This window comes from Dactylosporangium sp. McL0621 (assembly GCF_049995355.1).
Lineage (GTDB): Bacteria > Actinomycetota > Actinomycetes > Mycobacteriales > Micromonosporaceae > Dactylosporangium.
This window is the reverse complement of the sequence record NZ_CP188259.1, coordinates 11,807,481-11,820,243: the sequence shown is the minus strand read 5'-3', so window position 1 is coordinate 11,820,243 and position 12,763 is coordinate 11,807,481. Positions and strand designations below refer to the sequence as shown.

11 protein-coding genes are annotated in these 12,763 nt (G+C 70.9%); 6 read left to right on the top strand and 5 right to left on the bottom strand.

Translation table 11 applies throughout. The features are described 5' to 3' along the window. Positions 1–4: 4 nt before the first annotated feature. From ACPPVO_RS56045 to ACPPVO_RS56035, 3 genes are read right to left on the bottom strand one after another with little or no spacing between them, the layout of a single operon-like run. Complete coding sequence (locus tag ACPPVO_RS56045; protein ID WP_426507827.1) at positions 5–1,351, bottom strand: NAD(P)/FAD-dependent oxidoreductase; 1,347 nt, start codon at positions 1,349–1,351, stop codon at positions 5–7. Next, entirely contained in the window at positions 1,348–2,730 is a 1,383-nt protein-coding gene (locus ACPPVO_RS56040) for an aspartate aminotransferase family protein (protein WP_426514886.1), read from the bottom strand. The genes ACPPVO_RS56045 and ACPPVO_RS56040 overlap by 4 nt, the downstream gene beginning before the upstream one ends. Further along, positions 2,727–3,227: an Lrp/AsnC family transcriptional regulator gene (locus ACPPVO_RS56035; protein WP_426507826.1), complete on the bottom strand. Its 501-nt coding sequence runs from the start codon at positions 3,225–3,227 to the stop codon at positions 2,727–2,729. The genes ACPPVO_RS56040 and ACPPVO_RS56035 overlap by 4 nt, the downstream gene beginning before the upstream one ends. 251 nt (positions 3,228–3,478) lie before the next feature. Here ACPPVO_RS56035 and ACPPVO_RS56030 point away from each other — a divergent pair, with 251 nt between their 5' ends. From ACPPVO_RS56030 to speB, 6 genes are read left to right on the top strand one after another with little or no spacing between them, the layout of a single operon-like run. Continuing rightward, positions 3,479–4,708: an extracellular solute-binding protein gene (locus ACPPVO_RS56030; protein ID WP_426507824.1), complete on the top strand. Its 1,230-nt coding sequence runs from the start codon at positions 3,479–3,481 to the stop codon at positions 4,706–4,708. Between the two features lie 3 nt (positions 4,709–4,711). Further along, positions 4,712–5,827 carry an ABC transporter ATP-binding protein gene (locus tag ACPPVO_RS56025; RefSeq protein WP_360378458.1) on the top strand — a complete coding sequence of 372 codons (1,116 nt, stop codon included), beginning with the start codon at positions 4,712–4,714 and terminating at the stop codon, positions 5,825–5,827. Continuing rightward, positions 5,824–6,720 carry an ABC transporter permease gene (locus tag ACPPVO_RS56020; protein ID WP_360378456.1) on the top strand — a complete coding sequence of 299 codons (897 nt, stop codon included), beginning with the start codon at positions 5,824–5,826 and terminating at the stop codon, positions 6,718–6,720. The genes ACPPVO_RS56025 and ACPPVO_RS56020 overlap by 4 nt, the downstream gene beginning before the upstream one ends. Then, positions 6,720–7,526 (top strand): ABC transporter permease, encoded by an 807-nt coding sequence (locus tag ACPPVO_RS56015; protein ID WP_360378453.1) that lies wholly within the window; start codon positions 6,720–6,722, stop codon positions 7,524–7,526. Before ACPPVO_RS56020 ends, ACPPVO_RS56015 begins: the two co-directional genes overlap by 1 nt. Before the next feature lie 2 nt (positions 7,527–7,528). Continuing rightward, a complete protein-coding gene (locus ACPPVO_RS56010; RefSeq protein ID WP_426507821.1) occupies positions 7,529–8,734 on the top strand; it encodes a saccharopine dehydrogenase family protein in 1,206 nt (401 codons plus the stop codon). Next, positions 8,731–9,708: an agmatinase gene (gene speB / locus ACPPVO_RS56005; protein WP_426507819.1), complete on the top strand. Its 978-nt coding sequence runs from the start codon at positions 8,731–8,733 to the stop codon at positions 9,706–9,708. The genes ACPPVO_RS56010 and speB overlap by 4 nt, the downstream gene beginning before the upstream one ends. A 202-nt stretch (positions 9,709–9,910) precedes the next feature. On the opposite strand, the gene gabT is transcribed toward speB, so the two are convergent. Both gabT and ACPPVO_RS55995 read right to left on the bottom strand, forming a co-directional pair. Continuing rightward, the gene (gabT, locus tag ACPPVO_RS56000; RefSeq protein ID WP_426507817.1) at positions 9,911–11,248 is read right to left on the bottom strand and encodes a 4-aminobutyrate--2-oxoglutarate transaminase; all 1,338 of its coding nucleotides are present in this window, start codon (positions 11,246–11,248) and stop codon (positions 9,911–9,913) included. Then, positions 11,248–12,678, bottom strand: a complete 1,431-nt coding sequence (locus ACPPVO_RS55995) for a gamma-aminobutyraldehyde dehydrogenase (RefSeq protein ID WP_426507815.1) — start codon at positions 12,676–12,678, stop codon at positions 11,248–11,250. The genes gabT and ACPPVO_RS55995 overlap by 1 nt, the downstream gene beginning before the upstream one ends. Positions 12,679–12,763: the final 85 nt, after the last annotated feature.

The window sequence follows — 12,763 nt, the reverse complement described above, 5'->3', positions numbered from 1 at the left end:
CAGCCTAAGCGCCGGTCAGGCGCGACAGCAGGCCCGCGACGGCCGACGGGCGGCCTGTCCGCGACTCCGTGCGGTCGGCGGCACGGAACAGCCGCATGCTCGCGTTCACGCCCAGCCAGCGCAGCGGCTCGGGCTCCCACCGCGGCGACCGGTGACCGACCCACGGGAGCCGGACAAGTTCAGTGTCGGCGCCCGTGATCAGGTCGGCCAGCGTCCGGCCCGCCAGGTTCGACGTCCCGACCCCGTCGCCCACGTAGCCCCCGGCCCACGCCAGGCCCGTCGCCGGGTCCAGGCCCACCGACGCCATCCAGTCCCGCGCCACTCCGAGCGGCCCGCCCCACGAGTGGGCCACGCGCGCATCGGACAGCGCCGGGAACAGCGCGGATAAGGCCCGCCGCAGCTCGGCGAAGACGCCGGGCTCGCGGTCGAAGGACGGCGAGATCGCCGAGCCGTAGTGGTAAGGCGCGCCGCGGCCGCCGAAGGCCAGGCGGTCGTCCGCCGTGCGCTGGCCGTAGACGATCAGGTGGCGGTAGTCCGAGAACGTCTCGCGCCGGGCGAGGCCCGCGGCCGACCAGAACGAGGGGGGCAGCGGGTCGGTGGCGATCATCAGGGAGTACACCGGCGCGATGACCCGGGCGTAGCCGGGCAGGCGCGGCGTGAAGCCCTCGGTGGCGCGCACCACGATGGGGGCACGCACGGTGCCGGCGGCGGTGACCGCGCGGCCGGGGGACAGTTCGGTCACGGGGGACCGCTCGTGGAGGCGCACGCCCCGGCGCGCGACGGCGTCCGCCAGGCCGCGGACCAGCTTGGCCGGCTGGATGGCGGCGCAGTGCGGGGTGTACGTGCCGCCCAGGACATTCGTCGCGCCCACGCGCGCGGAGGCCTCGGCGGCGGAGAGCAGGTGCAGCTCGATGCCGTACGCGGCCGCCGTCGCGGCGTCCGCGCGGGCCCGGACCAGCTGGGCCGGGGTGCGGGCCAGCACCACGGTGCCGCCCTTGGCGTAGTCGCAGTCGATGCCCTCCTCGGCCGCGACCCGGCCGACCTCGTCCACCGTGGACTCCATGGCCGCGTTCAGGGCGAGCGCGGCCGGGCGGCCGTAGGTCCGGTCCAGGTAGCCGATCGACTTCGGGAACAGCGCCGAGCACCAGCCGCCGTTGCGGCCGCTCGCGCCGAAGCCGGCGTGCTCGGCCTCCAGCACCGTGATGTGCAGCGACGGGTCGGCCCGGGCGAGGTAGTACGCGGTCCACAGCCCCGTGTACCCGGCGCCGACGATGCACACATCGGCCGAGGCGTCCCCCGAAAGCGCCGGATAATCGGAAAAGTCCGAGTAGTCGGACAACCAGAAGCTCAAAGGCGGGCCCACGCCGAAGTCAGGACCGAACGCAGGATCTGCTCGATCTCGGCGAAGTGGCTCTCGTCGCAGATCAGCGGCGGGGCGAGCTGGATCACCGGGTCGCCCCGGTCGTCGGCGCGGCAGTACAGGCCCGCCTCGAAGAGGGCCTTGGACAGGAAGCCGCGCAGCAGCGCCTCGGACTCGGCCTCGTTGAACGTCTCCCTGGTCGCCTTGTCCTTGACCAGCTCGATGCCGAAGAAGTACCCGTCGCCGCGCACGTCGCCGACGATCGGCAGGTCGTACAGGCGCTCGAGGTACGAACGGAACAGCGGCGAGTTCGTGCGCACGTGGGCGTTGAGGTCCTCGCGCTCGAAGATGTCCAGGTTGGCCAGCGCCACCGCGGCGCCGACGGGGTGGCCGCCGTAGGTGATGCCGTGCGCGAACCAGTTGCGCCCGTCCAGGAACGGCTCGGCCAGCCGGTCGGAGACCAGCATCGCCCCGAGCGGCACGTAGCCGCTGGTGAGGCCCTTCGCGCAGGTGATGATGTCGGGCTGGAAGCCGTAGCGGTCGGCCCCGAAGTACTCGCCGAGCCGGCCGAACGCGCAGATCACCTCGTCGGAGACGAGCAGCACGTCGTAGCGGTCGCAGATCTGGCGTACGCGCTCGAAGTAACCGGGCGGGGGCGGGAAGCAGCCGCCGGCGTTCTGTACCGGCTCCAGGTACACCGCCGCGACGGTGTCCGGGCCCTCGAACTCGATCGCCTCGGCGATGCGGTCGGCGGCCCAGACCCCGAACTGCTCGGGCGTCATCGACTGGTCCGGGCGGCGGTAGTAGTTGGTGTTGGGCACCCGGAAGGTGCCCGGCACGAGCGGCTCGAAGTCCTGCTTGAACGCCGGGACGCCGGTGATCGACAGGGCGCCCATCGAGGTGCCGTGGTAGGCGACGTGCCGCGAGATCACCTTGGTCTTCATCGGCTTGCCGACCTTGCGGAAGTACGAGCGGGCCAGCTTCCAGGCGCTCTCGACGGCCTCGGAGCCGCCGGTGGTGAAGAAGACCCGGTTGAGGTCGCCGGGGGCCAGGCTGGTGAGGCGCTCGGCCAGCTCGATCGCCTTGGGGTGGGCGTAGGACCACAGGGGGAAGTACGCGAGCTCGGAGGCCTGCTTGGCGGCCGCGTCGGCGAGCTCGTGGCGTCCGTGGCCGGTCTGCACCACGAACAGGGCGGACAGGCCGTCGAGGTACCGCCGGCCGTTGCTGTCGTAGATGTACGGCCCGTCGCCGCGCACGATGACCGGCACCGGGTTCTGGGCATAGTCCGACAGGCGCGTGAAGTGCATCCACAGGTGCTGGCGGGCGGCGGCGTCGAGCGCGGCGGAGTCGGGCTGCTGGTCGGTGTTCATCGGGTCCCCCACGCATAGGTCTGCTTGGCGAGCTTCAGGTACACGAAGGTCTCCGTCGCGGTCACGCCGGGGATGCTCCGTACGGTGTCGTTGATGAGGTCCAGGAGGTGCTCGTCGTCGGTGCAGACCAGCTCGACGAGCAGGTCGTACCCGCCGGCGCAGATCACCACGTAGTCGATCTCCGGGACCGAGGCGAGCGCCTTGGCCACCGGGCGTAGATCCCCTTCGACCTTGACCCCGATCATCACCTGGCGGGCGAAACCCAGGGTGAGAGGGTCGGTGACGGCCACGATCTGCATGACGCCGGTGTCCAGCAGCCGCTGTACCCGCTGGCGCACCGCGGCCTCGGACAGCCCCACAACCTTCGCCAGCGAGGCGTAGGACATGCGGCCGTCACGCTGGAGCTGTTCGATGATCCGCTTGTTGACGTCGTCGAGGACAGGCTCGGTCACGTGTGGATTCTTACTTAATAGGCCGCCTTTGGCAACTGATTCCATGGCTGTTCAACGACGTATCTGCGGATTCGTGAGGGTTGCCGAAGATCGGGAACCCGTTGCAGACTGATCTGCCCGGTTTCGGCGATGTGACCGCGGTGACCGCACGGTGATTTCATGACGTTTTTCGTTGTGCGGCCCGATCGTGACAACGGAATCCCTTGTGAGCGATGGCACCCCGTGTCAGGATCGGTCGTCCGGTCACCACCCCCCAGTTCGGGTGACCGACACCGAGAGATCCGTAGGAGCCCCCTGTGCGAAATCCACCGCTCTCCCCAGAAGCGCAGGCCATTCTCAACGCCACCGGCCTCTCGCGCCGGACCCTCATGCGCGGCCTGCTGGCCGGCGGTGCCCTCGTCGCGTCCGGCGGTGCGCTGGCCGCGTGCGGCACGAAGCCCGCGAAGAAGACGGAGTCGGAGAAGGCCGCGTGCGTCGGCGCCGACGCCTCGGCGACCGAGAAGAAGCTCAGCTGGTCCAACTGGCCGCTCTACATCGACGTGGACGCCAACGACGACAAGAAGCGCCCGTCGCTCGACGCGTTCACCGCCAAGACCGGCATCGCGGTCACCTACACCGAGGACGTCAACGACAACAACGAGTTCTTCGGCAAGGTCCGCAACCAGCTCCAGGCGTGCCAGTCGATCGACCGTGACGTCATGGTGCTCACCGACTGGATGGCCTCGCGGGTGGTCAACCTGGGCTGGGTGCAGCCCTTCGACCCCGCCAAGACCCCGAACTTCACCAAGAACGTGCTGCCGACGCTGCGCAACCGGCCGTGGGACAAGGCCATGACCCACGCCGCCCCGTGGCAGTCGGGCCTCACCGGCATCGCGTACAACGGCGCGGTGACCAAGGAGGTCCGCACCATCGACGAGCTGCTGACCCGCCCCGACCTCAAGGGCAAGGTCGCCGTGCTCACCGAGATGCGCGACACCGTCGGGCTGGTGCTGCTGTCGATGGGCAAGGACCCGGCCAACGTCACCGACGCCGACTTCGACGCGGCGCTGGAGAAGCTCAAGAAGGCCGTCGACTCCGGCCAGATCCGGAAGTTCACCGGCAACGACTACAAGGAGGACCTCGCCAAGGGCGACCTCGCGGCCTGCATCGCGTGGTCCGGCGACGTCATCCAGCTCGCCGCCGAGGAGGGCTCGAAGGTCGCGTTCGTCACGCCCGACGAGGGCCTGATCGTCTGGTCCGACAACCTGCTCATTCCGGCCCCGGCGACCCACAAGGCCAACGCCGAGCAGCTCATCGACTACTACTACGACCCCGCGGTGGCCGCCCAGGTGGCCGCGACGGTCAACTACATCTGCCCGGTCCAGGGCGCCCAGGACGCGATGCAGAAGATCAACCCGGACCTGGCCTCCAACCCGCTGATCTTCCCGGACGCCGCGACGCTGGCCAAGACGCACTCGTTCAAGGCGCTGACCGAGGACGAGGACAAGAAGTACGCCGCCAAGTTCGAAGCAGTGTCGGGGGCCTGATACATGACCCTGCAGCTCTCCGGCGTCACCAAGCGGTTCGGTACCTTCACCGCGGTCGACGACCTGACCCTCACGGTGCCCCAGGGGTCGTTCTTCGCCCTGCTGGGCGCCTCCGGGTGCGGCAAGACCACCACCCTGCGGATGATCGCCGGGCTGGAGGAGCCGACGGAAGGCCGGGTGCTGCTCGGCGATCAGGACGTCACGCGGCTGCGGCCGTACAAGCGGCCGGTCAACACCGTGTTCCAGAGCTACGCGCTCTTCCCGCACCTCAACATCGAGGACAACGTCGCGTTCGGCCTGCGCCGGCGCGGCATCCGCAAGCACGCCGACCAGGTGGAGCAGATGCTGCACCTGGTCGACCTCGACGGCTTCGGCAAGCGCCGCCCGGCCCAGCTCTCCGGCGGCCAGCAGCAGCGGGTGGCGCTCGCCCGGGCGCTGATCAACCAGCCGCAGGTGCTGCTGCTGGACGAGCCGCTCGGGGCCCTCGACCTCAAGCTGCGCCGGCAGATGCAGGTCGAGCTCAAGCGCATCCAGACCGAGGTCGGCATCACCTTCGTGCACGTCACCCACGACCAGGAGGAGGCCATGACGATGGCCGACACGGTCGCGGTGATGAACGCCGGGCGCATCGAGCAGCTCGGCGCGCCCGTGGAGATGTACGACTTCCCCGGCACCGCGTTCGTGGCCAACTTCCTGGGCCAGTCCAACCTGCTCGCCGCCGACGTGCGCGGCCGCTCCGGCGACGACCTGCTCGTCGAGGCCTACGGCGCCCGTTACACGGTGCCGGCGGCGCGCGCCCGGGCCACCGACGGCACCGTCTGGCTCGGCGTGCGGCCGGAGAAGGTGCACGTCAGCGCGGGCGAGCCGCCGGCCGGGCACCAGAGCGTGCGCGGGCTGGTGACCGACTCCTCCTACATGGGGGTCAGCACGCAGTACCTCGTCCAGGCCCCCTGGGGCGAGGAGCTGACGGTCTTCGTGCCCAACTCGGGCGTCGCCGCGCCGCTCGCCGTGGCCAGCGAGGTCTCCGTGTCCTGGCGCCCGGACCACGCCTTCCTGCTGCCCCGCCCGGCCGGCGAGACGCACGCGCCGGTGGTGGACCCGGAGGAGGTGGCGGCATGAGCGCACTGGGGCAGCTGAGCAGCGGGCCCGTGGTCAAGCTGGAAAAACCCAAGAAGCGGTGGCTGCCGTACCTGCTGCTGCTGCCCGGCGGCCTGTGGCTGGTCCTGTTCTTCGCCGTGCCGTGCGTGCAGCTCTTCGCCACCAGCCTCTACGACCCGAGCGGGTCGCTGGAGGACGGATACGCGATGACCTGGCAGTTCAGCAACTACTCCGACGCCATCGCCGAGTACCTCCCCCAGTTCGGCCGCTCGCTGTGGTACGCGCTGCTGACCACCGCGTTCTCGCTGCTGCTGGGCTACCCGCTGGCGTACGCGATCGCGCTCAAGGCCGGGCGCTGGAAGAACGTGCTGCTCATCTGCGTCATCGCGCCGTTCTTCACCAGCTTCCTGATCCGCACCCTGGCCTGGAAGGTGATCCTGTCCGACAACGGCACGGTCGTGTCGGTGCTCAACGCGCTGCACGTCCCGCTGCCCGACGGCCGGCTGCTGGCCACCACTCCGGCGGTGATCGCGGGCCTGGTGTACAACTTCCTGCCATTCATGGTGCTGCCCCTCTACGCCAGCCTCGAGAAGCTCGACCCGCGGCTCATCGAGGCGGCCGGCGACCTCTACGCCCGGCCGGTCGCGCGCTTTACCCGGGTCGTGCTGCCGCTGTCGATGCCCGGGGTCGTGGCGGGCACGCTGCTCACGTTCATCCCGGCGGCCGGCGACTACATCAACGCGCAGCTGCTGGGGACCAACCGGCAGTTCATGATCGGCAACGTCATCCAGTCCAAGTTCCTGAAGGTCGGCGACTACCCGTCCGCGGCCGCGCTGTCGTTCACCCTGATGGCGGCGATCCTCGTGCTGGTCTTCGTCTACGTCAAGCGCGCCGGAACGGACGAGGTGCTCTGATGCTCCACCGCCTGCGCAGGTTCCTCGCCGACCACTGGGTGCTGGCGATGGGGCTGATCGTCCTGTTGTACCTCTTCGTGCCGATCGCCGTCGTGGCCGCGATGTCGTTCCGGGACGCCCGCGCCAACGCCCCCTACACGCTGGACAACTACAAGTTCACGCTGGACCACTGGAAGCACCCGTTCGGCGTGGCCGGCATCGGCGACGCGTTCTGGCTCAGCATCGGCATCGCGCTGCTGGCCACCGCGGGCGCGACGGTGCTGGGCACGCTGATGTCCTTCGCCCTGGCGCGGCACGCCTTCCGCGGCCGCGGCGCGACAAACACGCTGATCTTCCTGCCCATGGCGACGCCGGAGATCGTGATGGGCTCGTCGCTGCTGGCGCTGTTCGTCGCCTCCGGGGTACCCCTGGGCTTCTGGACGGTCGTCATCGCGCACGTCATGTTCTGCCTGTCGTTCGTGGTCGTCACGGTCAAGGCGCGCCTCGCCGGCCTCGACCCGCGGCTGCAGGAGGCGGCCATGGACCTCTACGCCGACGAGCGGCAGACGTTCCTGCGCGTGACGCTGCCGCTGGTGATGCCCGGCATCGTGGCGGCCGCCCTGCTGTCGTTCTCGCTGTCCTTCGACGACTTCATCGTCACCAACTTCAACTCCGGCACCGTCGTGACGTTCCCGATGTTCGTCTGGGGGGCCTCGCAGCGCGGGATCCCGGCCCAGATCAACGTCATCGGCACCGCGATGTTCCTGATCTCGTTCCTGATCGTCCTCATCGGACAGTTGCCGCGCCTGCGCCGGAAGGCCCAGTAGTCATGCGATTACTCATCGTCGGCGCCGGTGGCGTCGGCACCGCCGCCGTGCGCATCGCCGCGCGCCGGGAGTTCCTCGAACACTGCGTCGTGGCCGACCAGGACCCGAACCGGGCCGAGGCGGCGGTGTCCTTCGTGGACGATCCCCGGTTCGTCGCGGCCGCCCTCGACGCCTCGTCCGCGCCCGCCGTCGCGCAGCTGTGCCGGAGCCTGCGCATCACGCACGTGCTCAACGCCGTCGACCCGCGCTTCGTCATGCCGGTGTTCACCGGCGCCTTCGAGGCCGGCGCGCACTACGTCGACATGGCGATGTCGCTGTCGCAGCCGCACCCCGAGCAGCCGTACGGCAAGATCGGCGTGCTGCTCGGCGCCGAGCAGTTCGCGGTCGAGGACAAGTGGGAGGCGGCCAACCGGCTGGCCCTCGTCGGCATGGGCGTCGAGCCCGGCCTGTCCGACGTCTTCGCCCGCTACGCCGCCGACGTCCTCTTCGCCGAGGTGCACGACGTGGGCATCCGCGACGGCTCCGACCTGGTGGTGGAGGGCTTCGAGTTCGCGCCCTCCTTCTCGATCTGGACGACGATCGAGGAGTGCCTCAACGCCCCGCTCATCTACGAGAAGAACCGCGGGGTGTACGTCACGAGGCCGTTCTCCGAGCCGGAGACCTTCGACTTCCCGGCCGGCATCGGCCCGGTCGAGTGCGTGAACGTGGAGCACGAGGAGGTCCTGCTCATCCCGCGCTGGATCGACGTGCGGCGGGTCACCTTCAAGTACGGCCTGGGCCAGGAGTTCATCGACGTTCTCAAGACCATCCACAAGCTCGGCCTGGACTCGACGCGCAAGGTGCGGGTCGGTGGCGTCGAGGTGTCCCCGCGCGACGTGGTGGCCGCGTGCCTGCCCGACCCGGCGACGCTCGGCGACCGGATGCACGGCCGCACCTGCGCCGGCACCTACGTCACCGGCCTGGGCCGCGACGGGCGGCCGCGGGCCACGTACCTGTACCACGTCGTCGACAACGCGTGGACGATGCGTGAGTACGGCTGCCAGGCGGTCGTGTGGCAGACGGCGGTCAACGCCGTGGTGGCCCTGGAGCTGCTCGCGGCCGGCACGTGGACGGGCCGCGGCGTGCTGGGCCCCGAGGCGATGCCCCCGCGGCCGTTCCTCGATCTGCTCGGCGAGCACGGGGTGCCGTGGAGTATGCAGGAACTATGACGATGTTCGGGCCCGACATCACGTTCCTCGGGGTGCCGCGCTGCGACCTGGCCGCCCTGCCGGACGCCGACGTGGTGATCCTCGGCGCCCCGTTCGACGGCGGCACCTCCCACCGGCCCGGCACCCGGTTCGGGCCGTCGGCCATCCGGCAGGCCTGCTACCTGCCCCAGGACGGCTCGCGCCCGTCGCTGGCCCTGCGCGTCGACGCCCTCAAGGACCTGCGGGTCGTGGACGCCGGGGACATCACGATGTACGCCCCGAGCGCCGAGGCGGGGCTGCGGGCCCTCGAGGACGCCGTCTTCGCCGTCGCCGCCACGGGCGCGATCCCGGTCGTGCTCGGCGGCGACCACACGATCGCCTGGCCCGACGCCACCGGCGTGGCCCGCCAGCTCGGCTTCGGCCGCGTCTCGATGGTCCACTTCGACGCCCACGCCGACACCGGCGACGTCGAGTTCGGCTCGCTGATCGGCCACGGCCAGCCGATGCGCCGCCTGATCGAGTCCGGCGCCCTGCGCGGCGACCGCTTCCTGCAGATCGGCCTGCGCGGCTACTGGCCCGGCCCGGAGACGCTGGACTGGATGGCGGCCCAGGGCATGCGCTCCTACGAGATGAGCGAGATCGTGGCCCGGGGCCTCGACGAGTGCCTGACGGAGGCGTTCGCGACCGCGGTCGACGAGTGCGACGGGGTGTTCCTCTCCGTCGACGTCGACGTGGTCGACCCGGGCATGGCGCCCGGCACCGGCACCCCCGAGCCGGGCGGGCTGACCTCGCGGCAGCTGCTCGACGCGGTGCGCCGCTGCTGCTACGAGCTGCCGATCGCCGGCGTCGACGTGGTCGAGGTGAGTCCGCCGTACGACCACGCCGAGATCACCGCATACCTGGCCAACCGGGTCGTGCTGGAGGCCCTGTCGGCGATCGCCCGGCGCCGCCGCGGAGACCCGTGGGACCCGCGGCGGCCCCTGCTCGACCGCTAGGGGCTGTATCGAAGTGGATGGCCGGGCTGCGGCGGACTCAGACGCCGCCGGGAACCGTAGCGGTCACACCCCGATACAACCCCGGTATCGGGGCGCGCCCGGCGCGGCCCCAGCCGACGCCTGAGCCTCGCCTCGCTCCGACCCCCACTTCGACACAGCCCCTAGGCCGTTTCTCAGCCCGCTTCGCCTGCGGTGCCGTGACCTACTGGAGGGCGAATTCGAGCAGGTCCAGCGCGCGCTCCAGGGTCGGGTCGTCGATCACCAGCGGGGGCAGGAAGCGGATCACGTTGCCGTAGGTGCCGCAGGTGAGCAGCAGCAGGCCGGCCGTGTGGGCCCGGCGCTGGATCTCGGCCGTCTTCGCCGCGTCCGGGGTCGCGCCCAGTGCTGCGCCCTTGGCCCAGCCGCGCTCCGCCGTCAACCGGCCGGGCGGCGCGGAGTCGGGCACCACGATCTCCAGCGCGAGCATCGCGCCCCGGCCGCGGACGTCGCCGATGTACTGGTACCGCTGCTGGAACTCCCGCAGGCGCGGGAGCATGACGGACTCGATCCGCCGGGCGGCCGCGGCGAGGTCGAGCTCCCGCATGGTCTCGATCGCGGCGAGCCCGGCCGCGCAGGCGATCGGGTTGCCGCCGTAGGTGCCGCCGAGGCCGCCCGGGTGCACGGCGTCCATGACCTCGGCCCGCCCGGTCAGCCCGGCCAGGGGCAGGCCGCCGGCGATGCCCTTCGCGGTGGTGACCAGGTCCGGCTCCAGGCCCTCGTGGGTGCTGGCGAACCAGTCGCCGGTGCGGCAGAAGCCGGTCTGGATCTCGTCGGCGACGAAGAGCGCCCCGTTGGCCCGCGCCCACGCGGCCAGCGAAGGCAGGAAGCCCGGCGCCGGTACGACGAAGCCGCCCTCGCCCTGGATCGGCTCGATGAGCACGGCGGCCACCTGGTCGGCGCCGACCTGCTTCTCGATCAGGCCGATGGCCAGGGCGGCGGCGTCGGGGCCGGCGAGGCCGTCGCGGAACGGGTACGACATCGGCACCCGGTAGATCTCGCCGGCGAACGGGCCGAAGCCGTGCTTGTAGGGCATGTCCTTGGCGGTGAGCGCCATGGTCAGGTTCGTGCGGCCGTGGTAGGCGTGGTCGAAGACCACGACGGCGCGGCGCCCGGTCGCGTGCCGGGCGACCTTCACCGCGTTCTCGACCGCCTCGGCGCCCGAGTTGAACAGGGCCGAACGCTTCTCGAACGAGCCCGGCGTGAGCGCGTTGAGCTGCTCGCAGACGGCGACATAGCCCTCGTACGGCGCGATCATGAAGCAGGTGTGCGTGAACCGCTCCGCCTGCCGCCGCACCGCCTCGACGACCTTCGGGTTCGAGTTGCCGACGTTGGTGACCGCGATGCCGGCCGCGAGGTCGATCCACTCCCGGCCGTCCACGTCGGACAGCGTGCCGCCGGAGGCGTGGTCGACGTACGAGCTGATCATGCTGCTGACCCCGCGCGCGACGGCGGACGAGCGGCGCTTGTGCAGGTCGGCGGAGTGCTCCCCGGGCATTGTCATCACAGCTCGATGTTGTGCATGACGTGCTTGACCCGGGTGTAGTCCTCCAGGCCGTACATGGACAGGTCCTTGCCGTAGCCGGACTGCTTGAACCCGCCGTGCGGCATCTCGGCCACGATCGGGATGTGCGTGTTGACCCAGACGCAGCCGAAGTCCAGCCGCCGGCTCATGCGCATCGCGCGGCCGTGGTCGCGGGTCCAGACCGACGACGACAGGCCGTACTCCACGCCGTTGGCCCAGCGCACCGCCTCGTCCTCGTCGGTGAAGCGCTGCACGGTGATGACCGGGCCGAACACCTCGTCCTGGATGATCTCGTCCTCCTGGCGCAGCCCCGAGACCACGGTGGGCGAGTAGAAGTAGCCCCGATCGCCGACCCGCGCCCCGCCGGTGTTCAGCTTGGCATGGTCGGGCAGCCGGTCGATGAAGCCGCCGACCCGGGCCAGCTGGTTGGCGTTGTTCAGCGGGCCGTAGAGGATGTCCTCGTCGTCCGGCGCGCCCGTCCTCGTGGCGGCGGCCTGCTCGGCGAGGGCGGCCACGAAGTCGTCGTAGATGCCGGGCCCGGCCAGCACCCGGGTGGCCGCGGTGCAGTCCTGGCCGGCGTTGAAGTAGCCGGCGAGCGCGATCGCCTCGGCCGCGGCGGCCAGGTCGGCGTCGTCGAAGACCACGACCGGGGCCTTGCCGCCCAGCTCCAGGTGGGTGCGCTTGAGCGAGGGGGCGGCCGCGGAGGCGACCTCGCGCCCGGCCCGCACCGACCCGGTGATGGACACGAACGCCGGCGTCGGGTGGGCGACCAGGGCGCGGCCGGTGTCCCGGTCGCCGGTGACCACGTTGAGCACGCCCGGCGGCAGGAACTCGGCGGCCAGCTCGGCCAGCAGCAGCGACGAGACGGGGGTGGTGTCGGAGGGCTTCAGCACCACCGTGTTGCCCGCGGCCAGCGCCGGTGCGATCTTCCACACCGCCATCATCAGCGGGTAGTTCCAGGGGGTGACCTGGGCGCAGACGCCGATCGGCTCGCGCCGCACGTAGCTGGTGTGGCCCTTGAGGTACTCGCCGGCCGACTTGCCCTCCAGCACCCGGGCGGCCCCGGCGAAGAAGCGGATCTGGTCGATCGCCGGGGGCAGCTCCTCGCTGGCGGTCATCGCCCGCGGCTTGCCGGTGTTGCGCACCTCAGCGTCGATGAGCTCGGCGGCCCGGTCCTCCATCGCGTCGGCCAGCTTCAGCAGGGCCCGCTGCCGCTCGGAGGGCGTGGCGTCGCGCCAGGTCTCGAAGGCCTGGGCCGCGGCCCGCATCGCGCGGTCGACGTCCTCGGCGCTCGACACCGGAGCGGAGGCGAAGACCTCACCCGTGGAGGGGTCGACGAGGTCGGAGTGGCGGCCGTCGGCGGGGTCGGTGTAGGCGCCGTCGACGAAGTTCTGCAGCTGCTTGGTCATGTCGCACTCCTTTGAGGGCCGGCACGGACATCTTTCCATCGAATCCGTGGTGCACAAGCCCTCGGGCAACTGTTTCCGTGGGAGT